Source organism: Nocardia bovistercoris, assembly GCF_015674855.1.
Taxonomy (GTDB): Bacteria; Actinomycetota; Actinomycetes; order Mycobacteriales; family Mycobacteriaceae; genus Nocardia; species Nocardia bovistercoris.
The window spans coordinates 138,775-160,525 of the sequence record NZ_JADMLG010000014.1 but is presented as its reverse complement, the minus strand read 5'-3'; the positions used below and the strand labels follow the sequence as shown (position 1 = coordinate 160,525).

At 69.5% G+C, this 21,751-nt stretch carries 20 protein-coding genes; 2 read left to right on the top strand and 18 right to left on the bottom strand.

Annotation, left to right across the window (positions count from 1 at the left end; all coding sequences use genetic code 11):
* Window positions 1-2 precede the first annotated feature (2 nt).
* A complete protein-coding gene (locus IT779_RS28865) occupies window positions 3-494 on the bottom strand; it encodes a pyridoxamine 5'-phosphate oxidase family protein (RefSeq protein ID WP_196152589.1) in 492 nt (163 codons plus the stop codon).
* Window positions 495-555: 61 nt separating this feature from the next.
* Between IT779_RS28865 and IT779_RS28860 the strand changes: the two genes are divergently transcribed.
* A complete protein-coding gene (locus tag IT779_RS28860) occupies window positions 556-1,626 on the top strand; it encodes a helix-turn-helix transcriptional regulator (protein WP_196152588.1) in 1,071 nt (356 codons plus the stop codon).
* 388 nt (window positions 1,627-2,014) lie between these two features.
* On the opposite strand, the gene IT779_RS28855 is transcribed toward IT779_RS28860, so the two are convergent.
* A complete protein-coding gene (locus tag IT779_RS28855; protein WP_196152587.1) occupies window positions 2,015-3,112 on the bottom strand; it encodes an FAD-dependent oxidoreductase in 1,098 nt (365 codons plus the stop codon).
* Between the two features lie 101 nt (window positions 3,113-3,213).
* Between IT779_RS28855 and IT779_RS28850 the strand changes: the two genes are divergently transcribed.
* Window positions 3,214-3,762 (top strand): TetR/AcrR family transcriptional regulator, encoded by a 549-nt coding sequence (locus IT779_RS28850; protein ID WP_196152586.1) that lies wholly within the window; start codon window positions 3,214-3,216, stop codon window positions 3,760-3,762.
* A 9-nt stretch (window positions 3,763-3,771) separates the two neighbouring features.
* Here the strand turns inward: IT779_RS28850 and IT779_RS28845 are convergent, their stop codons facing one another.
* The 16 genes from IT779_RS28845 to rplT all read right to left on the bottom strand — a co-directional run bounded on the left by IT779_RS28845 (window position 3,772) and on the right by rplT (window position 21,657).
* Complete coding sequence (locus IT779_RS28845) at window positions 3,772-5,052, bottom strand: type III PLP-dependent enzyme domain-containing protein (RefSeq protein ID WP_196152585.1); 1,281 nt, start codon at window positions 5,050-5,052, stop codon at window positions 3,772-3,774.
* A 3-nt stretch (window positions 5,053-5,055) separates the two neighbouring features.
* Entirely contained in the window at window positions 5,056-7,875 is a 2,820-nt protein-coding gene (gene ppc / locus IT779_RS28840; RefSeq protein ID WP_196152584.1) for a phosphoenolpyruvate carboxylase, read from the bottom strand.
* 100 nt (window positions 7,876-7,975) lie between these two features.
* Window positions 7,976-8,599, bottom strand: coding sequence for a GTP-binding protein (locus IT779_RS28835; RefSeq protein WP_456299695.1), 624 nt, complete (start codon window positions 8,597-8,599; stop codon window positions 7,976-7,978).
* Window positions 8,583-9,026: a DUF742 domain-containing protein gene (locus IT779_RS28830; RefSeq protein WP_232542197.1), complete on the bottom strand. Its 444-nt coding sequence runs from the start codon at window positions 9,024-9,026 to the stop codon at window positions 8,583-8,585. The genes IT779_RS28835 and IT779_RS28830 overlap by 17 nt, the downstream gene beginning before the upstream one ends.
* Complete coding sequence (locus tag IT779_RS28825) at window positions 9,023-9,475, bottom strand: roadblock/LC7 domain-containing protein (RefSeq protein ID WP_332839017.1); 453 nt, start codon at window positions 9,473-9,475, stop codon at window positions 9,023-9,025. Before IT779_RS28825 ends, IT779_RS28830 begins: the two co-directional genes overlap by 4 nt.
* 18 nt (window positions 9,476-9,493) lie before the next feature.
* Window positions 9,494-12,697 carry a sensor histidine kinase gene (locus tag IT779_RS28820; RefSeq protein ID WP_332839016.1) on the bottom strand — a complete coding sequence of 1,068 codons (3,204 nt, stop codon included), beginning with the start codon at window positions 12,695-12,697 and terminating at the stop codon, window positions 9,494-9,496.
* A 198-nt stretch (window positions 12,698-12,895) separates the two neighbouring features.
* Window positions 12,896-13,918, bottom strand: a complete 1,023-nt coding sequence (locus IT779_RS28815) for a hypothetical protein (protein WP_196152583.1) — start codon at window positions 13,916-13,918, stop codon at window positions 12,896-12,898.
* Between the two features lie 54 nt (window positions 13,919-13,972).
* On the bottom strand, window positions 13,973-14,464 hold the full coding sequence (locus IT779_RS28810) for a PspA/IM30 family protein (RefSeq protein WP_196152582.1): 492 nt from the start codon (window positions 14,462-14,464) through the stop codon (window positions 13,973-13,975).
* A 37-nt stretch (window positions 14,465-14,501) separates the two neighbouring features.
* Window positions 14,502-15,284: an alpha/beta hydrolase gene (locus IT779_RS28805; RefSeq protein WP_198429036.1), complete on the bottom strand. Its 783-nt coding sequence runs from the start codon at window positions 15,282-15,284 to the stop codon at window positions 14,502-14,504.
* 12 nt (window positions 15,285-15,296) lie between these two features.
* Entirely contained in the window at window positions 15,297-15,587 is a 291-nt protein-coding gene (locus IT779_RS28800; RefSeq protein WP_196152581.1) for a DUF427 domain-containing protein, read from the bottom strand.
* 247 nt (window positions 15,588-15,834) lie between these two features.
* The gene (pheT, locus tag IT779_RS28795) at window positions 15,835-18,339 is read right to left on the bottom strand and encodes a phenylalanine--tRNA ligase subunit beta (RefSeq protein WP_196152580.1); all 2,505 of its coding nucleotides are present in this window, start codon (window positions 18,337-18,339) and stop codon (window positions 15,835-15,837) included.
* Window positions 18,340-18,370: 31 nt separating this feature from the next.
* Window positions 18,371-19,435 (bottom strand): phenylalanine--tRNA ligase subunit alpha, encoded by a 1,065-nt coding sequence (pheS, locus tag IT779_RS28790; RefSeq protein ID WP_196152579.1) that lies wholly within the window; start codon window positions 19,433-19,435, stop codon window positions 18,371-18,373.
* Between the two features lie 147 nt (window positions 19,436-19,582).
* A complete protein-coding gene (locus IT779_RS28785; protein ID WP_196152578.1) occupies window positions 19,583-19,897 on the bottom strand; it encodes a type II toxin-antitoxin system PemK/MazF family toxin in 315 nt (104 codons plus the stop codon).
* Window positions 19,898-19,906: 9 nt separating this feature from the next.
* Complete coding sequence (locus IT779_RS28780) at window positions 19,907-20,161, bottom strand: ribbon-helix-helix domain-containing protein (protein ID WP_196152577.1); 255 nt, start codon at window positions 20,159-20,161, stop codon at window positions 19,907-19,909.
* Window positions 20,162-20,461: 300 nt separating this feature from the next.
* On the bottom strand, window positions 20,462-21,250 hold the full coding sequence (locus IT779_RS28775; RefSeq protein WP_196152576.1) for a TrmH family RNA methyltransferase: 789 nt from the start codon (window positions 21,248-21,250) through the stop codon (window positions 20,462-20,464).
* A 26-nt stretch (window positions 21,251-21,276) separates the two neighbouring features.
* Window positions 21,277-21,657, bottom strand: coding sequence for a 50S ribosomal protein L20 (gene rplT / locus IT779_RS28770; RefSeq protein ID WP_196152575.1), 381 nt, complete (start codon window positions 21,655-21,657; stop codon window positions 21,277-21,279).
* Between the last annotated feature and the right edge of the window lie 94 nt (window positions 21,658-21,751).

The following is a 21,751-nucleotide window of genomic DNA, read 5'->3' as shown; positions in this document are numbered from 1 at the left end:
CCTCAATGCTTTTGGACGACGTGTTCGGCTCGGCCCGGGGTCCAGATGGTGATGAGGAGGTGGTCGTCGATTACTTCTACGGTGGAGGCGCCGGTCAGGGCGGCGATGTAGTAGTGGTCGAATTTCTGGTCTCGGATGTCGAAACCGGTTTCGTCGAAGAGGGATTGGGCGAAGCGGCGGTGTAGGGATTCGTCGTGGTTGTCGGTGACGGCGCCGAAGAGTTTGGCGTCGCCGTCGCCGACCATGGTGTCGACGGTGGCGGTGTGCAGGCAGAAGCGGGGGTCTCGGGACAGGTCGTGGAATTTGGTGGTGTTCGGCATGCCCGCGAGGACGAGGTCGTCCTCGAAGATGCGGGGCTCGAGTGGGCTGATGCGCGGGGAACCGTCGGCGCGCAGGGTGGCGAGCATGCAGAGGTTGCCGGTGGCGCGGTGGCGGCGGGTGAAGACGGCGGCGATCGTCGGGGCCTGCTCGGTGAACTCGCTCCAAGTGGTCATGCGACGACGGTACGACGCAAACCTGTCATCTTCTGTCAGGTTTGCCGGATATTCTCGGGTGGTGCGTGCGAGTCGGTTGGTTCGGTTGCTGCTGATATTGCAGACCAGGGGCCGTGCCACCGCGCCCGCGCTGGCCGAGGAGCTCGAGGTGTCGGTGCGGACGGTGTACCGCGATATCGAGGCGCTGTCGGCGTCGGGGGTTCCGGTCTACAGCGAACAGGGTCGGGCGGGCGGGGTGCGGCTGGTCGACGGGTACCGGACGCGACTGACCGGGCTCACCGCGCAGGAGGCCGACGCGGTACTGCTGGCCGGACTGCCGCACGCCGCCGCCGACCTGGGACTCGGCACCGTGCTGGCCACCGCCCAGTTGAAGGTGCTCGCCGCGCTGCCGCCGGAACTGCGCGGACGCGCGACGCGGATCTCCGAACGGGTGCACGTGGACGCGCCGGGCTGGTTCCAGCGACCCGACGACACCCCGACCCTGGCCACGCTCACCGACGCGCTGTGGCACGACCGCAGGCTCGAGGTGCGCTACGGTCGCGCCGACCGGGTGGTGGAACGCGCACTCGACCCGCTCGGCCTCGTCCTCAAAGCGGGCACCTGGTACCTGGTTGCGCGCCACGGCGCCGATATCAGGTCCTACCGGGTCGGGCGCATCGAATCCGCCCGGATCACCGACGAAACCTTCACCCGGCCCGCTGATTTCGACCTCGCCACGCACTGGACCGCGGCGCAGGCGGAGTTCGCTCGCTCGATGATGCGAGTGCGGGCGCGCTGCCGGATCGATCAGGAACACATCGGCATGCTGCGGCTGGCGTTCGACCCGGCGGTGGCCGCCGAAGCGCACGCGAGCATGTCGGCGCCGGACGACGAGGGCCGAGTGCTGGTGACCGTGCCCTGCGAGTCGTACGAGGTTCTCCTGCACGGCCTTCTGATGATCGGCGAGCACGCGGAAATTCTGGACCCCCCGGAGGTGCGAGCACGGATGGCCGAGATCACCGCCGCGATGGCGAAACGATACGCGACACCCGAACCGACCCGATCGGACGATGCCGAGAGCACGCGCGCCGAGTGTCACGCACCCGCAGCACTCGACAGGGACCCATCACGGACGTCTCGTCGGTGGCCGTAGGCAGTGCACGGGCAGCCGACATCGTCGTCGATGGCCGCGATGGCGTACTCACGGTGCTCGCCCCGTGGGGCACCGACGATGCGTCACCGCCATGGATCCGAGTGGGTCCCGCCGCCGACGGTCAGCCTGTTCGAATCGCAGCCGAAGGTGATCGGCTCGGCCACCACCATCGCTCGACAACCAGGTGCGGGCCTGTCGCCCGGTCCGGCGACGATGGCGCCACCGGGGTGGTACGAAACCGGTTCAGGCGGCGACATTCGCCGGGACGACGAGCGTCCGATCGCCGACATCCTCGCGCACATCCTCGACCGCGTGCGAGCCGGTGCGCTTCGACACGGTCGTAGCCGACAGCCGCCGCGCCCGACTCCGTCACGAGCGGTCCACCGCCTCAACAACTCCAATCCAGCACCGGCGCCAGCCCGCGGACCTGCGCCAACGCCGGGATCGCGCGCAGTGCGAGGTCGCGTGCGAAAACCACCGGCGGCGAGGAGAGTTGGGCGACCTGGCCGATGCGGGCCGAGCGGTCGGCGATCATCCGGGCGCGTGGGCGGCGTTCGCGGTCGTAGTCGGTGAGGTCGGGTTCGTCGGCGTGGCGGGCCAGGACCACGGCGTCTTCCAGGGCCTGGCATGCGCCTTGGCCGAGGTTGGGGGTCATGGCGTGCGCGGCGTCGCCGACCAGCGCGACCCGGCCGCGCACGTAGGTGTCGAGGCGGGGCAGGTCGTAGATGTCGTGGCGGAGCAGGGCGGCCGGGTCGATGGCGTCGAGCAGGGACGGAATCGGGTTGTGCCAGTGGCCGAAGCGGCGGCGGAGTTCGGACGGTCCGTCGATTTCGGCGTCGGGGGGCATATTCGCGCAGGCGAAGGCGTATACCCGGCCGTCGGGGAGCGGGGTGAAGCCGAAACGTTCACCGCGACCCCAGCTCTCGCCCATGTCGAGCAGGGGTTCGCGCGGTGTCAGCACGGTGCGCCATGCGGTGTAGCCCGCGTAGACGGGTTCGATGTGGCCGCAGACCGCGCGTCGCACCACACTGCGGATGCCGTCGGCGCCGACGACCAGGTCGGCGGTTTCGCGGCTGCCGCTGTGTGTCACGACGCCGTCGGTGCACACCTCGGTGACCGAGATCCCGGTGCGCACCGCGGATTCCGGCAGTGCGGCGCGCAAGATGTCGAGCAGGTCGGCGCGGTGGATGACGATCGGCAAGCCGTAGCGCGCGCGGACCGCCGCCATATCGGAGCGCGCGAGCCGCCTGCCGCGGCTGTCGCGGATGCCGGCGCCGACCTCTTCCCGCGCGCGTGCCCGCACCTGCGCGCCGACGCCGAGCGCGTCGAGGGCGCGCAGCGCGTTGGACCACAGCGACAGGCCCGCACCGAGCGCGGTGAGCCGAGGCGAACGCTCCAGCACCTCGACGTCCCAACCGCGCCGGGACAGCGCGATGGCCGTGGCCAATCCGCCGATTCCACCGCCGACGATGACCGCCCCGGACATTTCCGCCACCTCTCAATGAATCGCGTGCAGGCCACGTTACTACTTATGTAGTAGATCCACAACATTTGTAGTATCTCAACTACTGATGTAGTGTCGCGCGGGTGCCTACGAAACGCGAACTCGTTCTCGACGGGGCGATCGAACTACTCGGGACCCGCGGCCTGCGCGCCCTCACCCACCGCGCGGTCGACGAATCCGCGTCCATGCCGTCGGGCTCCGCGTCGAACTACTTCCGCACGCGGGAGGCGCTGCTCACCGGCGTCGCCGAACGCCTCGAAGAACGCGACTACACGGACTGGGCGGCCCTGAGCCGGGTACCCGCCCCCACCGAGATCGACCATCTCGTCGCGGGCCTCACCCTGTTCGCCCGGCACGCGGTGCACACCGACCGCACCCGCACCCTGGCCCGCTACGCCCTGTTCCTCGAGGCGCAGACCAATCCCGTACTCCTGGAATCCATGCGGCGAAGTCACGAGCGCCTGCTCGCGTGGGCGGCGACCATCCTCGGCGCGTTCGACGCCGACGCCACCACCGCGAAGATCCTCGCCGACTACCTCGACGGTCTCGTCATGCATCAACTGTTCAACCCGACAGCGGATTTCGACCCGACGCAGGCGATGGATCGCACGGTGCGGGCGCTGCTGGGCTGAGCCGTACGCTCAGAAGAAGGTGTGCACCAGGTCGATCACGCGCGGGCGCAGGGCATCCGCGTCGTCGACGACCGGGATCAACCGCCATTTGTCGAAAGCCGTACAGGGATGCGACAACCCGAGCCGCACCACATCACCCACCGAGAGTTCGGCATCGGCGGGCAGTCGCATATAAGCGTGCTGATCGTTGAGTTCGGTGACAGCGGCGCCCGGAATTCGCACCGTATCGACCGATCCGATCACGAGCTGCGGCACCGGCAATCCCTTGTCGTAGGGCAGATCACGCTTACCCGCGTCGAGCAGCGCGAGTCCCGGCTCCGGCCTCGACACCACCCGAGCCCAGCCGTGCATGGCCGAGCGCAGCGGTTCGGCGGCGCGTTCGGGCGACAGCGGTGAGATATCCGCGTAGAAGCCGTCGTCGTGCACCAGATAGGCGCCGCTGCGCAGGATCACGGTGGTCGCCGCGTCGGCACAATCCGCCAGCCGTTCGATCACCAGGTCCTGGTACGCACTGCCGCCCGCGGTGACGATCGCCGAATCCTCGTACCACCCGCGTGCGGCCAATTCCCGGTGCAGCGCGCCGATCTCGTCCAGATACCCGCGGACAACGAACTGCGCGGTTGGCCCGCGATCCGTCCCGAGCACACCCTCGTAACCACCGACACCCGCCAGGACAAGGGATTTCGCCCGCCGGATCGCGTCCGCGACCGCACGCCCCCGGCCGATCCCGCGCGCACCCGTCCGGCCATCGGCCCCACCGAGTTCGACCAACACCCGCAGCCGCGGCGCACCCGGCACGGACTCCAGCACTTGCGCCATCACCTCGACGGCGTCCACACTGTCGGCCCAGCAGACGAATTCGAACAAAGGATCCCGAGCCAACTCCTCGGCGACCCAACGCAACCCCACCGGATCGACCAGCTCGTTGGCCAACAGCAGCCGCCGAACCCCGAACATCCGCGCCACCTGCGCCTGCCACACGGTGGCCACCGTGATCCCCCAGCATCCGGCCGCCAACTGCTCGGCCCACAGCCGCGGCGCCATGGTGGTCTTGCCGTGCGGCGCCAACCGCACCCCGGCCCGCCGCGCCAACTCGCCCATGACGGCGAGATTGGCATCGAGCACCCGGCGGTCGAGGGTGAGCAGCGGTGTCTGGAATGCGTCGAGACCCGGTGCGGTATCGAGGAATTCGACCACCGTACGACCCCACGCGGCAGCGGGCACACCCTTGTGCTCGGGTCCGAGACGCCGCAGCGACAACGCGGCGACGGCCGGCTCGTCGATGTCCACGCGCTACCCGGAGTTGCGCAGCGCGGTCGCCAACCCGTTCATGGTCAACAGGATGCCGCGCTTGACCAGCTCCGAATCGTCGCCGGCGCGCAGCCTGCGCAGCAACTCCACCTGCATCTGGTTCAGCGGCTCCAGATACGGGAACCGGTTGTGGATGGACTCCGCCAGCGACGGATTGTCCGCGAGCAGATGGTCGTTGCCGGTGATCGCGGCGTGCACGCGCACGGTGCGGGCGTGTTCGTCGGTGATCATGCCGAAGATGGTGTCGCGCAATGTCGCGTCCTCGACCAGGTCGGCGTAGCGCGCGGCGATGTCGAGATCGCTCTTGGCCATGACCTGCGCCAGATTCGACAGCACGGTGCGCAGGAACGGCCAGGTCCGATACAGCCGCGACAAGGTCGCCAGCCGGTCGGCGTCGCCGCCGATCCACTCCTCGAGCGCGGTTCCGGTGCCGTACCAGCCGGGCAGCATGACCCTGGCCTGACTCCACGACATCACCCACGGGATCGCCCGCAGATCCGAGACCGAACTCGTCGGCTTGCGCGAGGCGGGCCTGCTGCCGATATTCAGGTCGCCGACCTCGGCCACCGGTGTCGACTGCCGGAAGTACTCGACGAAACCCGGTGTCTCGTGCACCAATCGGGAGTAGGCGGCGCGGGCGCGCGCGGCCAGTTCGTCCATGAGTTCGTAGGCGGGTTCGGCGTCGGGACCGAGTCCCTCCACGTCGAGCAGCGTGGATTCGAGGGTGCCCGCGATCAGCGATTCCAGATTGCGGTGGGCCGCACGCGGTTCGGCGTACTTGGCGGCGATCACCTCGCCCTGTTCGGTGAGCCGCAGCGATCCGAGCACCGCGCCGGCGGGCTGGGCGAGGATGGCGTCGTAGCTGCGCCCGCCGCCGCGTCCGACGGTGCCGCCACGACCGTGGAACAGCCGCAACCTGATTCCGGTCTTGCGCACCACCTCGACCAGATCCAGTTCGGCCCGGTACAGCGCCCAGTTGGCGGCCAGGTAGCCGCCGTCCTTGTTGGAGTCGGAGTAGCCGAGCATGACCTCTTGGCGCATCTGCTTGGCCGCAACCAGATCCCGATACACCGGCACGTCGAGCACCGCGGCCAGGGTCGCCGCGCCCGCGCCGAGATCCTCGATGGTCTCGAACAGCGGCACGATGCCCACCGAACAGGCGGGCGCGACGTCGGGCGCGCCCGGATCGAGCAGGCCGCCCTCCTTGAGCAGCAGCGCGGCCTCGAGCATGTCGCTGACCGAGGTGCACATGCTGATGATGTAGTTCGGGACGGCTTCCGGGCCGAGCGCCGCCACCACGTCGCGGGCGGCGCGCACGATCCCGATCTCCTTCGCGGCGAGTTCGCCGAGCCGGGCGTGCGGACCGAGCAGCGGTCGCCGCGTGCGCAATTCGGCCGCGAGCAGTTCGACACGCTCGTCTTCGGACAGGCTCACGTAGTCCCGGTGCACTCCCGCCCATGCCAGCAGTTCGGCCACCACCTGTTCGTGCACTTCGGAGTTCTGGCGCATGTCCAGACCCTGGAGGTGGAACCCGAATGTCTCCACGGCATTGCGCAGCGCGGCGAGGCGATCGTCGGCGAGCAGGTCGTCACCGCAGGCACGCAGGGAGGCGTCGATCGCGTCCAGATCGTCGAGCACCGCCTGCGGAGTGGGATACGGTTCGGCGCCTTCGGTTTCGCGAGCGGGGAGTGCGGCGGCAAGCGGCTCGGGCGGTGCGGCCGCCTCGCTACCGCCGTCGATCGCGTCGAGGGCGTGCGCGGCGGTGACCGTCAGCCTGCGCCGGATGGCGTGCAGCGCACGGCGATACGGTTCGTCGGCGTGCACGGCCGGATCCGGATAGCCCGCCGCGGCCAGTTCCGCGACCCGCGCCGACACCGTCACCAGCCGCGCCGACTGGGCCAGCGACTTCTCCAACTCCTCCAACTCGCGCAGATACCGGCCGAAGGCGACCGCGGCCGCCCGACTCGCCGCCTGCCGCACCACCTCCGGCGTCACGAAGGGATTGCCGTCGCGATCGCCGCCGATCCACGAACCGGGCCGCAACATCGGCCGCGGCAACAGGTCGACACCCGGCCAACGGGACCGCAGCGCCGCGCGCACCTCGGCGTTGATCGCCGGGATCACGTCGAACAAGGTCAGCTCGTAATAGCGAAGACCGACCGCGATCTCGTCCTGAATCCGCAACCGCTGCAAGCGGATCAGCGCCGTGCGCCACAGCGCGAGCACCTGCCTGCGGATGCCGAGCTCGAATTCGGCGCGCTCCCGCTCGCCCTCGGCGTAGCGGCCGCGCAGCCGCATGAGTTCGGTGATCCCGGTCTGCACGTCGAAGACGGTGCGCCGCCTGGTCTCGGTGGGGTGCGCGGTGATCACCGGGGAGACCAGCGCGTCGGCGAGCAGGTCGGCCACCGCGGCGCCGTCGAGGGCGGCGGCGTCGAGTTTGCGGTAGGTGGCGGCCAGCGACGAATCCTGCGGCGGCTCCCCCGCCGCCTCGTGCACGGCGCGGCGCCGGTCGCGCTGTAGATCCTCGGCGAGATTGGCCAGCAGCACGAAATAGCTGAAAGCGCGGATCAGCGGCAGCGCAACGGCGATGTCGACGCCTTCCAGCATGCGCGCCACCGCGCTGCGCCCCACCTCCTCGCGCCGCACCCGGAACGCCTCGATGCGCACGCGCTCGATGAGGTCGAAGACCTCGGGCCCCTCGTGGTCGTGGATGGTGTCGCCGAGCACGCCGCCGAGGAAGCGGATGTCGTCGCGCAGCGGCCGGATGGCGTCCTGTTCGGTCTCGATCCGCGGTTCGGTCATCCTCGAACAGTACTGCCGAGTAGCCGCGAGTGGGCACCCCTACGCGATCGGATCACACTGCCCGAGCACCGCGTGGCGCCCGCGAGCCGACCGTGCGCGCTCATCCTCGGGAACCGACCCGCGGCGGCGCCACCCGGAACAGCAGCACCTGCTCGAGCAGGGCGACCAGAATGTCGCGCACCGACTCGCGGCTGCGCGCATCGCATTCCAGCACCGGAATCCAGTCCTCGAGTTCGAGCGCCTCGCGCACCTCGTCCAGCGCGAAGACGGTGCCGTCGTCGAAACGGTTGACCGCCACCACGAACGGCGTGTTGTGCTCCTCGAAATAGTCGAGCACCGGATAGCAGTCCTCGACGCGGCTGGTGTCGACCACGATCACCGCGCCGAGCGCACCGTCGACCAGGTCGTCCCACAGGAAGACGAAACGGTCCTGCCCCGGAGTGCCGAACAGGTAGAGGATCAGCGAACTGTCCAGCGTGATGCGCCCGAAATCGAGGGCGACGGTGGTCACCGACTTGTCGGCGCGATGCCCCGGATCGTCGACCCCCAGCGCCATTTCCGTCATGGCCGCCTCGGTGACCAGCGGTTCGATCTCGGAGATCGCGCCGATGAAGGTGGTCTTGCCGACGCCGAAACCGCCGCTGATCACCACCTTCACCGACGACGGCGGCGGCCCTGCCAGCGCGACATCGCCTGCGATACCGAATTCAGAGTGCCCGGACAAGATCCCTGATCCTCTCGATGGCCGCGATCGACAACTCGGGAGCGTCGCGGACTTGCACGAAACCTTGGGTGGCCAGATCGCCGACGATCACCCGTGCGACGCCGATCGGCACCCGCAGCTTGTTCGCGATCTCGGCGATCGAATGCGCGATCTGACACAGCGCGACCACCGTACGCTGTTCGAAACGCAGCGGCGCGGACAGCGCGGCGGGCGAAGCCTGGACCAGCGTCTCGATCCGCAGACCGTCCAGCAGGGGCGTGGTGCGCCCCGCCGTCATCACGAACGGCCGCACGAAACTGTCCGCGCTGTCGACGTCGTAGTCCGTCGTTCGATCCGGCGGCGGCGCGGTCGGATCGAACCACCCCGTCGACCGGGTCACCGGAATCATGCGCGGATCAGGCAAGCGCGGCCGATCGGGTTCTCTCATCTGCGCAATGTCCCCCGCAACTGAGTGATCAACGCCGGATTCAGCAGAGTGCCCGCCCGCTCCGCCAGAATCGCCATCTCGTAGCCGACCAGGCCGACATCGCAAGTGCCGTCCGCGATCACGCCGAGGCAGCTGCCGTCGCCGAGCGCCGAGATGAGCAGGAAGCCGCGCTTCATCTCGATCATGATCAGCTTCAGACCGTCGAATTCGTAACTGCGCGAAGCGCTCTTGGCCAAACTGGTCAGACCCGAAACCATGGCGGCGAGTCGGTCGCCGCCCGCGCGATCGAGTCCCTCCGACATCGCGATGAGCAGTCCGTCGGAGGAGACGGCTACCGAATCGCGGACGCCGTCGGTATTGCGGACGAAGTTCGCCAACAACCAGTTGAAGCTCTGTGGATCCGCGGTGGACGCGGAATCGACCGAAGTGGTCACGGCATGTGTGGTCACGAACTCCCCTTGTCGTACTCAGTAGTGATCTAACGTCCGCGCCGAATCGACGGCGCGCGTGTCGGTTTCGGATCCGACTACGTCTTGTCCCGGCACCGGCGGCGGCGCCGACTGCGACAACATTCTGCGTTGCGGCAGCGGCGCGTCACCCGGCCGTCGCGCCGCACCGGCCTTGCCGTCACGCGCTTGCTCCCACGCCGTGGCGTCACGCGCTTGCTCCCACGCCGTGGCAGGCGAGGATCGCGGCGGCGGCACCTGCCCGGCGACTTGCGGCGCGGCGGCGACGCCGGGCGAGATCCGCGATGCCGAATGCGGTGTCCGCGTCGCGGCCGGTCCCGGCGCGAAAGTGGCGGTGGTCTGTCCCTGCCCGGCACCGGGGAGCGGTTTGCGCGGGGCGATCCGCCCCGGGGCGTGTGGTTCGATCTGCGCCGCCGTGGCCGCCGCGCGGTGCGGCAGCGGCATCGTCTCGAGCGGTCCCGGCGGTGCGGCGGCGGGACGCGCCGGCGATTGCGGAGTCGCCGGCGCGGGGGCCGCGCGCTGCGTGCCGGTGCGGAAGGCCGACAACATGCCTCGCACCTCCTCGGGGCTGCGCTCCGGTACGGGGGTGCGCGGCGGGCGCGGGGGCATCGGGCGCGCCGCGACGGCGTCTGTTCCTCGGATGCGTTTGTTGCGCTTGACCAGTCCATTCTTGGTGCGCCGCGTCGATTGTGTGGTATCCGCTTCGGATTCGGCCTCGTCGGAGACCTGCCACCATTGTCGAGACGCGGGCTCGGGGCCCGCGTCGGCCCCGTCCTTCGATGGCCCCCGAACCTCCGCCGCGGGTTTGCCGTGTTCACTGCCATCGGGTCCACCGCGGCCGTTGCTTCCTGGTGCGCCGAGCTGCCCGGTCGCGACACCCGTTGTCGCCGATCGGGCAGGAGGAGCGAGGGTGGCAGGCGCGGCGATTTCATCGGCGGTGGGCGGCGTGGGGACTTCTTCGGTTCTGGGACGGCCTACCGCGTGCGCGGGACCCGGCCCGTTCCAGATGTCGAGCGCGGCAGCCAGTCCCGCCTGCCCGTTCGCGGCGGCGGGCGCGCGGCGGCGTTCGCGAGCGGCGGGCTCGGCGACCGGATGGTCGGCGGGCCCGGCGCTCGCGCCGTCGGAGAAGGTGAGCAGGGAGAGCTCGGCGCTCACCGACTCCGCGCTCACCGACTGCGAGCTCACCGACTCCGCGGGCTCGACCACGTCGGATTCGGCGACGGGTTCGGTGTAACCGTCGAGTATTTCCGGAGGCAACAGCAGGCGGGCGACGATGCCGCTGACCGGTGAGGTGTTCAGTTCGACGCCGACCTTCAGGCGGCGCGCGAGGCGACCGACCACATAGTGCCCGAGGTAGCGAGTGGGTGCCACCATGAAGTCGCGTTCGCCGCGCAGCCGGGCGTTGGCCTCGGCGAGGTGATCTTCGGGCATGCCGACACCGTGGTCGACCACGGCGAGCAGGTAGCTCTTGCCCTGTTTGCGGCCGTAGATCTCCACTTCCAGATCGGGCGGGGAGAAGGCCAATCCGTTCTCGATCAGTTCCGCGAGCATATGCGCGAGTTCGCTGACCACCGACCCCGCGACGGAGACGTCGTCGATGCGGCGCAACATCACGCGGCGGTAGTCGTCCACCTCGGACAGGGCGGCGCGGATGACGTCGGTGAGCGGGATCGGCGAGGTCCAGCGGCGTGGACTGGCCTCACCGACGAGCACAAGCAGGCTTTCGGCGTTGCGGCGCATCCTGGTGGCGAGGTGGTCGAGCTCGAACAGATTCGACAGCGCCTTCGGATCGAGTTCCGCGCGTTCGAATTCGCTGATCAGGCCGAGTTGGCGGCGGACGAGGTTCTGATTGCGCCGCGCCAGGTTCGCCATCGAGTCGGTGCTGTTGCGCCGCATCACCGCTTGCGCGGAGGCGAGTTCCACCGCGGTGGTCTGCACCCGGTCCAACGCGTGTGCCACGGCGGCGATCTCGACACTCGCCCCGTCGGGTGTGCGCACCGGGGTCGGCGGGTCCGGCACCACCTCGCCCGCGTCGTGCCAGGCGTCGATCACGGTCGGCAGGCGCTGGCCCGCGACGTCGTCGGCTTCGTCGGCCAACGCCGCCAGCGGTCGCACGATGGCACGCATACTGCCGACGACCAGGGCGATCTGCATGGCGACCGCGAGCAGCGCGGCCGCCCCGAAGCCCGCGAGAGCGTAGGCGGCGGCGCGGCGCAATTCGTGGGCGCGACCGGTGACCGCCGCGCCGACCGCGCGCTGCACGGTGCGCTGATCATCGATGACAGCGGTCATCTGCGACCACCACGCGATCGGATCGACCTCGGCGATCAGCGGTCCCGCCGCCGAGTCGATGGCGATCTTCTCGGACTCGCCTGCGCGCAAGGCGTTCTCACTGCCCATCGCGGTGTCGAGTATGGTCTGCTGCCGGGGGGTGGCGTCGCGGGCGAAGGCCGCGAGCCCGGCGGTCTTGGCGGCGCGGATGTCGAGGAATTGGACATATTCGCCCGGCGCGAATCCTTCGGCGGAGAAGACGCCGTTGAGGAATCCGCGTTCGCGCGCGGTCTGTTCCTTCGCCTCGCCGAGCGCGTAGAAGGACTGCAAGGCGTGCCGGACCTCGGGGTCGTCGGCCTCGTCGAGGCCGAGGCGCAGGTGGTTCAGCGCGTTGATTCCGTCGGTGTAGTACTGGAACGCGGCGGCACGGGGAATTCGTCCGGCATCGATCTGGGTTCTGGTCGCGGCCAGCGGGGCGAACTGTCCGGCCGCCGAAGCCACCCGGTCGGCGCCGCTCGGACCTTGCGCCATCGCGGCTTCCAGCGCCGCGAGCGCGCGATCGGTGTTGCCGCGCTGGTCGACGACGCTGTTGCGCAGCCTGCCGTCACCGCCGAGCCAGCCGTTGGTCAGACCGCGTTCACGTTGCGTCTCGTGCAGCAGATCCTGCACGGCCAGTCCGAGTTCCACGGCTTCGACGGTGTCGCCACTGCCGCGGTATTTCTCGACTTGACCTACCGCGATGACACCGAGCAGCGCCGACACCATGAGTAGCGACACCAGCAGAATTCGGCTCAGCTGGCCGCGAATGGTGCGCGGTCGAACCAGATTGGAAGCGGCGCCTGGCCTGCGCCGAGCACGCGCGCCCGCGTTTGCCGCACCGTCCACGACAGCGGTTGCCGCACCGCTTTTTTCCGGCCTGAACCGTAAACGCACCACCCTGCTCCTCCGAACGCGAGCCGTGATTGCTCCACGGCGAGCACACGGAAAGTCAGGTGCACGCTCCCACAGGGGGTATCGCCAGTCAACGCGAAAAACGGACAATTCGGACATACTACTTATTTGTATACATGCTGGTAATCAACATGTTCCGGTGTGTCCATCCGCTCACAAAGGGTGTCGAGAACCGGTGCGTCAACCGGCCAGAATCGACAGCACCGCCGCGGAGGTATAGAACGGCTCGAGCCGCTCCCGGATCAGGGCCGCGAGCACACCGTCGCGCTTGGCGCCCTCGATGATCGCCGGGCCGTAGCGCAGGATCTCACCGGCGATATCCGCTTCGGTGAGACCGAGTTCGGGCAGCATGGCCGCCAAGCTCAGATCGCCGTACTTCTGGAAGAACACCTCGACGCATTCGTCGAGCAGCAACCCGAAATACTCCTTCTCCCGCGTGGTCACGGCGATTTCGTAGACCAGAAGGACGAGTTCCTCGAGATCCTTGCGCGTGAGGTATTCACGCAGCCCGCTCACCGGCTCGTCGGCGTGCAGATCCCAGAACTCCATCGCCGCCGAATGCACCGGCGCGTCACGCAACATCTCGCGGATGGCATTGTTGGTGCGCTTGAGCGCGAACAGCGCGCCCTTGCCCGCGAGATCGCCGACGAACGTGTTGTCGGCCGCGACCTTCCTGGCCCGATTGGCCGCCGACTGCCCGATCGACATCAGCGAGGACACACCCGGAATCTTCTCGGCGCGTTCACGATTGGCGGACATGAAGTCGTCGATCAGCTTGTCGACGAACTTCGCGGCGACGGTGGCCACCAGCGGAGACTCGGTGAGCCGGTTCAGCATCCGCTCCTGGGCCTGGTGCATGCCGAAGATCTTGGCCAGCAACGCCTCCACCGGTTCGCGTTCCACCACGTCGCCGAGGGTGTACTCGTCGTTGTCGGCGATGTGGTCGTAGATCGAGTTCGCGAACACGCCCGCCGTGTCGGCGAAAACCGGACTGCCGCCGATCAGGTCGACCACGGTGCGCACCGTCTGCTTGGCCTGCTCGATGCCGACGACCTCGCGCACCACGAGAGTGTCGGCCACGCCGATCACCGCGTCCACGTCACGGGCGATCACCTCGGCGAACCGCGCACCGCTCACCTCGGCGAGCAGGAACTCCACCTGGGCGTCGAGTAGTCGTTCGGCGATCTCTCGCGCTTCGCCCATCGCCAATCCTCCATCCGTGTCCGGCGCGGCGAGCGAAGCGAACGACGTGCGTCGCTAGCCGTCGTCGCGCAACGACTCCCGTATCCGGTCGAGACGCTCGCGCGCCGCCTTCTCCCGCGCCTGGAACTGTTCCTCGACGCCGCGGCCCACCGGGGTCTGCCGATCCAGCTCGTCCATGCCCTGCGCGGTGCCGAAGCGCCGCTCGACCTTATCGCGAACGGAGTCGAAGGTCGGCACGCCGGAGGAGGAGTAACCGCCGGTGAGAGCCGAATCAGAGGTACCCGACGGCACCACCGGCACCGCGATACCGCCGCTCACCTGCCCCGACGCATAACCGCTCGGTGCCGCGTCACGGGTCCCCGGCTTCGTTGTGCCAGGATTCACATCGTCGACGATCTCGGCATGGTGCACACCCGCGAGCTCATCGAGCGCCGCACTCAGGGCCCACAGCCGCGAACGACCGGCCACCACCGGACGCAGAACCGCGATCAGTTCGGCATCCGAGAGCGCCGCCAGACGCGCCGCGATATCACTGTCATCACTCATAGAGCCAGGTTACGCAGCGCACGCGCGGCCCGACCCGTCACGGACCGAGCACCTCGCCGGTCCACTCGCGCAGAATCCGCATCCACCGCCCGGCGCCGAGCGCGATGAGATCGTTGTGGCCCGCGCCCTCGAACACCTCGAGCCGTTTGGGTTCGTGCGCCGCCTCGTGCAGCCGCCGCGCGTGCCGCAGCGGGAGCAGTTCGTCGCGGTCGCCGTGCATGATCAACACCGGCGTGCGCAGGTCGCGGATGCGGCGCAGGCTCGGATAGGCGTCGGGCACCAGCGGGCTCGGCAGGTACGGATACAGCGTGCGGGCCGCGTCACGGATGCCGGTGAACGTCGACATCAGGATCAATCCGGCGGGCGGATGCCGCGAACTCAACTCCGTCATCACCCCGCCGCCGAGCGATTTGCCCAGGTACAGCACACGATCGGGATCAACGCCCGGCCGCGAGAGCAGGGTCTGCCTTGCCGCCCGCGCGTCGAGATAGGTGCCGCGCTCGCTCGGGCGTCCGGTGCTGCGTCCGAACCCGCGATAGTCGAAGGCGAGCACATCCAACCCCAATTCGGCGAGCAGCGCGAAGATCGGCACCCGATCACCGATCGTGCCGCCGTTGCCGTGCGCGAACAGGACGTGCCCGCGCGAACGCGGGGCGGGCATCCACCAGCCGTGCACGGTCTGACCGTCGGCGGTGTCGATGGAAAGATCCGTGAAGGTCAGACCGAGCGCGGCGGGCGTCCGCGCGATCGCGCGGTCCTGGGGCTGGAAGGTCAGCGCGTTGAGGATCGGGGCGGCCGGATGCCGCACGAGGAGTTTCATCCGGATACCGACTCAGTTCCGCACGATATCGACGCCGCGCCAGAACGCCACCCGGTCGCGAATTCGCTCGGCCTCGGATTTCGGCTCGGGATAGAACCAGGCCGCGTCCGTATTCGACTTACCGTCCACCGTGACCGTGTAGTAGGAGGCCGTGCCCTTCCACGGGCAGACGGTGTGCGTATCACTACCCGAGAAGTACTCGGCGACGATCGAATCCACCGGAAAGTAGTGGTTGCCCTCCACGACCACGGTGTCCTCGCTCTCGGCGAGTACGGCGCCGTTCCATACCGCTTGCACGCTCATCGGAACCTCCGGTTCGGGTTGCGGACTCCGCGCCCACGCTACCCGCACCGTCCGACATCCCCGCAGACCGTCCTCGGACCCCGGCCGAAGCGCGCGCGAGACGACTTCGACCGGTACTCGACGTCACCGCCGCGCTACCGGCGCTGCCATCCCGCGGCGGCCACCGCCCGATCGCCGCCCGATCGCCGCCCACGGTCGGCGTGCGGTCCGCGGCGCGCTCGGCCACCGCTCTCCGCACGGTCACGCGCTACCCGCGCAGCACCGCGCCCACGGCGGCACCCGCAGCGGCCACCGCCGCATCGCGCGCCGCACTCGCCTCGTCCTCGGTGAGGGTGCGGTCCGCCGCGCGGAAACGCAGCGCGTAGGTGAGGGATTTGCGGCCCTCGCCCGCCTGCGCGCCCTCGTACACGTCGAACAGTGCGATGTCCTCGAGCAGATCACCGCCGCCGCCGCGCAGCGCGGACTCCACCGACGCCGCTGGCACCGACCGGTCGACGCTCACCGACACGTCCTGGAACACCGCGGGGAACGGCGAGACCAGCGGTGCGGGGCGTGCCTCCGCCAGCGGCAACGCGTCCAGATCGAGTTCGAGCGCGCAGGTGCGTGGCGGCAGGTCGGCGCGCTCGAGCACGGCCGGATGCAACTCCCCCGCGTACCCGACCACGACACCGTCGACGACGAGTTCGGCGCACCGGCCAGGATGCCACGGCAGGTGCGCGACCGGGCGCCGCTCGATCCGCGCCCCGGCCGCGTCGGCGATCACATCCGCCAGCGCGAACGCGTCGGCGGCCTCGGCCGCGCGGCCCTGTCCCCACGGCCCGCGCGGCGCACGCCGTCCGGTGAGCACCGCGGCGACGTGCACCGGCTGCGCGGGCAGTGAATCCAGCAGTTCGCCGATCTGTTCCTCGGTGGGACGGCGATCGACCGGCAGCGCGTCGACCGACCGGGTGTTCGGACCCGGCGCGACGACCTGCGCGATGCCGTACAGGGTCAGGTCGCGCGTGCCGCGCGAGATATTGCGCGCGGCCACCTCGAGCAGTCCCGGCAGCAGCGTGGTCGCCAATTCGGCGCGCTCCACGTCGAGCGGATTCAGCACCCGCGTGGTGACCCGACGCGGATCCTCCGCGTCCAGCCCCCACACGTCGAACACACCGGCCGCGAGGAACGGCGGCGGCAGCACCTCGACCGCGCCCGCGAAGGCCAGCGCACGGCTCACCGCGCGGCGGCGGCGCTGGGCGGCGGTGAGTCCGCGACCGGCGGGCGCCGTCGGCAGCACCGACGGGATCTGCTCCAGCCCTTCGAGGCGAAGCACCTCCTCGACCAGGTCGGCAGGCTGCGCGAGATCGGGCCGCCAGCTCGGCGGGGTGACCACGAGCTGACCGTGCGCGGTCGCCTCGTTCACCGCCACCTCGACCGTGCAGCCGATCTGGGCGAGGCGGCGCGCCGAGGTTCCGGTCGGATACGTGACGCCCGCGACCCGGTCGGCCAGATCGATATCGATGCGGATCGGTTCGGGCGCGGGCACCGGGATGCGGACATCGGTGAGCGCGGATTCGATCGTGCCGCCCGCGATCTCGGCCAGCAGCGTGGCCGCCCGGTCCAACGCGGCGACATTGATCTCGGGATCGACGACCCGCTCGTAGCGCTTACCCGCCTCCGAGACCAGCTTGTGTCTGCGCGCGGTGCGATAGACCAGCAGCGGATTCCAGGTGGCCGCCTCCAACACCACATCGGTGGTGCTCGCGCCGACCTCGGTGCTCGCGCCGCCCATCACGCCCGCCAGCGAGATCACGCCGGAGTCGTCGGCGATCACCACGTCCTCGGCGTCGAGCACCCGCTCCACCTCGTCGAGGGTGCGCAGCGTCTCGCCCTTGTTGGCGGTGCGCACCACGAGACCGCCGCGCACGGCGGCGGCGTCGAAGGCGTGCAGCGGCTGGCCGAGTTCGAGCATGACGTAGTTGGTCACGTCGACAGCGGGCGAGATCGGACGCACCCCGGACAGCAGCAGCCGACGCTGCAGCCACCACGGGCTCACGGCCTTCGGATCGATCCCGGTGACCCGGCGCACCGCGAACCGCGTGCACCGCGAACCGGATTCGACGGTGACCGGCCAGGCGTCGGCCTCGGCGTCGGGCAGCGTGCGCACCGCGGGATCGGCGTATTCGAGATCGAATCCGCAGGCCAGCTCACGGGCCAGACCGCGCACCGAGAAGCAGTAGCCCCGGTCGGGGGTGATGTTCAGTTCGATGACGGTGTCGTCGAGTCCGAGCAGTTCGTTGGCGTCGGCCCCCGGCTCGGCGGTGCCGGGCTCGAGCACGAGGATGCCGCTGTGGTCCTTGCCGATACCGAGTTCGGCCACCGAGCAGATCATGCCGTTGGACACGTGTCCGTAGGTCTTGCGCGAGGAGATCGCGAAACCGCCGGGCAGCACGCCGCCGGGCAGCACGACGACGACCAGATCACCGACCGCGAAATTGCTCGCGCCGCAGACGATCTCCTGCGGGTCGGGATTGCCGACATCCACCTTGCAGAACCGGATCGGCTTCTTGAACTCGGTGAGTTCGGTGATCTCGGCGACCCGGCCGACGACCAGCGGCGTGGCGATCTCGCCGCCGACCCGCTCGAGTTCGTCGACCTCCTCCACCTCGAGGCCGACGCGGACGAATCCGGCGTCGAGCTCCTCCGGCGTCACCGACCACTCGGGGTTGGTGCGCCGGATGATATCGGTCAGCCAGGACTGCGCTACTCGCACTTGACGTTTCGCTCTCTCGATCGAAGGTGGGTCAGGACCGGATACCGAAGGGCAGCGTGAAACGCACGTCGCCCTCGACGATGTCGCGCATGTCCGGGATGCCGTTGCGGAACTGCAACGTGCGCTCCAAGCCCATACCGAACGCGAACCCGCTGTACACCTCGGGATCGATCCCGCTGGCGATCAGCACCTTCGGGTTCACCATGCCGCAGCCGCCCCATTCGACCCAGCCCGCGCCGCCCTTCTTGTCCGGGAACCACACGTCGACCTCGGCGGAGGGTTCGGTGAACGGGAAGTAGTTGGGGCGCATCCTGGTGCGCGTCTCGGGACCGAACAGCGCGCGCGCGAACGCGTCGAGGGTGCCGCGCAGATGCGCCATCGTCAGGCCCTTGTCCACCGCGAGGCCCTCGACCTGGGCGAAGACCGGGGTGTGGGTGGCGTCGAGTTCGTCGGTGCGGAAGGTGCGGCCAGGACACACGACGTAGATCGGCAGTTCCCGCTCCAGCATCGAACGCACCTGCACGGGAGAGGTGTGGGTGCGCAGCACCTGGCGCGAACCCTCCGGGGCGATGTGGAAGGTGTCCTGCATGGTGCGCGCGGGATGATCGGGCAGGAAGTTGAGCGCGTCGAAGTTGAAGTGCTCGGTCTCGACCTCGGGGCCCTCGGCCACCTCCCAGCCCATTCCGACGAACACGTCGGCGATGCGCTCGGAGATCACGGTGATCGGGTGCCGGGCGCCGACCTGTTCGCGGCGCGCGGGCAGCGTGACGTCGATGGCCTCGGCGACCAGCACCGCGGCATCGCGTTCGGCGAGCAGCACAGCGCGCCTTGACTCGAACGCCTCCGACACCCGCGCCCGCGCGACGTTGACGCGTTTACCGGCATCCGCCTTCTCCGACTTCGGCAGCGCGCCGAGCGCCCGCTGGGCCAGCGCCAGCGGCGCCTTGCCGCCGAGATGGTCGGTCTTGGCGACCGCGAGCGCGTCCAGATCGGCGGCGGCGGCGAACGCCTTCTCGGCCGCCGCCGCGGCGGCGGCCAGCGACTCCTCGGTCAGCTCCGCGCTCGCTTCGGCGGCGGCTTTCGTGTCGTCGGCCACGATCGTTCGACTCTCCCCTTGGGATCAGTTCACACGGGTACGGCGGATGCTTACCCACATTGCCAAGCAAGAATCCTATGGGATCGGCCATACCCACTTCATTCGGATTACCGCCCGGCGACGTCGCGGGGTGTGTCCGGACCGCGCTCAGAGCACGCCGCGCAGCACCCGGCAGCCCGCGTCGACCACCTGACGGGTCAGGTCGGGATCGAGGACGTCGAAGCGCTGCCCGACGAGTACGCGCGGCAGCCACAGCAGCCGGTCGGCCAGAGCCACCCCGAACGGGGTCTCCACCGCGGTACCGAAAGGCGTTGCGCGGAAACGCGTTCCGGTTTCGATCTCGACGACCACCACCGTCGGCCCTTCCGCGTTGTTGTATTCGTCACTGGAGACGACGAGATACAGGTCACGCGCGCCGGTCAACGCCGACGGTTCGGAGATGTAGACGTCGCCCTGTTTCACGACCGCGCTTCACGCCGCCCCGCTGGAGCGGTCCCGCTTCCATCTCGACAGGCCGTCGCGCACCGCGCGGGACTTGCCCGCGAGCCGGTCGGCATCCTCGGCCTCGGTCACCATACGGGCATGCTCGGCGAACTCCCTGCGCAGCAGATCCGCCTCGATCGCCCTGACGGCGAAGGCGGTCAACGAGATACCCTCGCGATCGGCGACCCGCCGCGCCGCCTCGACGAGTTCGTGCGGCAACCGCATATTGACCGGTTTCGTCACATATCCACGGTACAGGCGAACACCTCGGTTGTACCGACAACCCGAACCCGACCCGGCACACATCACACCGGCATCGCCGGGGCGAACAACGCGCGCCACCCCGTGCTTGTTCGTCCGGCGCTGCCAGGCGCACACATCACACCGGCTCGCCGGGGCGAACGACTCTTCGCCTGCATGCCCGCTCGCCACGGATCACCGGGACCGCGGATCCCCGACGCACCGCACGCGCGGCAGCGTGGCGTGACCTGGCGCCGATGTGCGGCGCCCGACCTTCGACACGCCGCGCGACAGCGACGGGAGTCACCGCACGCGCGAACCCGCGTACAGGCAGATGGCGGCCGCGGCGGCGAGGTTGAGGCTCTCCGCGCGGCCACGGATGGGGATGCGCACGCGATGGTCGGCGCGCGCGGCCACCTCAGGATCGAGACCGTGCGCCTCGTTGCCGAACAGCCACGCCACCGGACCCGACAGGATCTGCCCCGCGTCGTCCAGGTCCACCTCGCCGTCGGCCGCGGTGGCCACGAGCGTCACCCCGGCGGCGGCGATGGCATCCAGCGTGGCGTCGATATCGTGGCCGCGCGCGATCGGCACGTGGAACACGCTGCCCGCGCTGGCGCGTACGCATTTGCCGTTGTGCGGATCCACGGTGTCGCCCGCGAGCACGACGCCGTCCGCGCCGACCGCGTCGGCCACCCGGATCAGCGTGCCCGCATTGCCCGGTTCGGCGATCTCCACCGGCACCGCGAGCAGCCGCGGACCCGCGTCGAGCACCTCGGCCAACGCGACATCGATCAGATCGCACACCGCGACCAGGCCCGGCGCCGTCACCGTCTCGGAGAGCTTGCGCGCCGCGCGATCACTCACCAGGGTGACCCGCACGCCGACGGCCGCCGCCCCGGCGACGAGTTCGTGCTCACGTGACGCGGCCTGCGCCGAATAGAACAGCTCGCGCACCCGCCCGGTCTCCAGGGCCGCGGCGACGGAATTCGCGCCCTCGGCGAGGAAGCGCCCGCTCTGGCGGCGCTGGACGGCGCGATGGAGCTTCACAGCGGAAACGACCCGCGGATTCCGCTCGGAGAGCGCTTCCACGGGTCGTTCCGGGGTTGGAGTCAAGCTCAGGCGGCCTGCGCGTTCACGTCGGCGGGCAGCGCCGCCTTCGCGACCGCGACCAGTCCGGCGAACGCCTCGGCGTCGGAGACGGCCAGCTCGGCGAGGATCTTGCGATCGACCTCGACACCCGCGGCCTTCAGGCCCTGGATGAAGCGGTTGTAGGTGATGTCGTTGATCCGCGCCGCGGCGTTGATGCGCGCGATCCACAGCTTGCGGAAGTCACCCTTGCGCGCCCGGCGGTCCCGGTAGGCGTAGGTGAGCGAGTGCAGCTGCTGTTCCTTGGCCTTGCGGTACAGCCGCGAGCGCTGGCCGCGGTAGCCCTTGGATGCCTCGAGGATGGAACGGCGCTTCTTCTGAGCGTTGACGGCCCTCTTGACGCGTGCCACTGGTCAGTCCTGTTCGAAGTTGGGGGCGCGTGTGTAGCGCCCGAATATGGTCGGTCGGGATGGCGCCGGAAGTCTCCGGTCGCGCTGTGCCGCG

Coding starts and splice junctions, on each gene's coding strand:
- IT779_RS28865 (WP_196152589.1), bottom strand. CDS start 494: ATGACCACTTGGAGCGAGTTCACCGAGCAGGCCCCGACGATCGCCGCC.
- IT779_RS28855 (WP_196152587.1), bottom strand. CDS start 3,112: ATGTCCGGGGCGGTCATCGTCGGCGGTGGAATCGGCGGATTGGCCACG.
- ppc (WP_196152584.1), bottom strand. CDS start 7,875: ATGACCGAACCGCGGATCGAGACCGAACAGGACGCCATCCGGCCGCTG.
- IT779_RS28830 (WP_232542197.1), bottom strand. CDS start 9,026: ATGAGAGAACCCGATCGGCCGCGCTTGCCTGATCCGCGCATGATTCCG.
- IT779_RS28815 (WP_196152583.1), bottom strand. CDS start 13,918: ATGGGCGAAGCGCGAGAGATCGCCGAACGACTACTCGACGCCCAGGTG.
- IT779_RS28810 (WP_196152582.1), bottom strand. CDS start 14,464: ATGAGTGATGACAGTGATATCGCGGCGCGTCTGGCGGCGCTCTCGGAT.
- IT779_RS28805 (WP_198429036.1), bottom strand. CDS start 15,284: ATGAAACTCCTCGTGCGGCATCCGGCCGCCCCGATCCTCAACGCGCTG.
- IT779_RS28800 (WP_196152581.1), bottom strand. CDS start 15,587: ATGAGCGTGCAAGCGGTATGGAACGGCGCCGTACTCGCCGAGAGCGAG.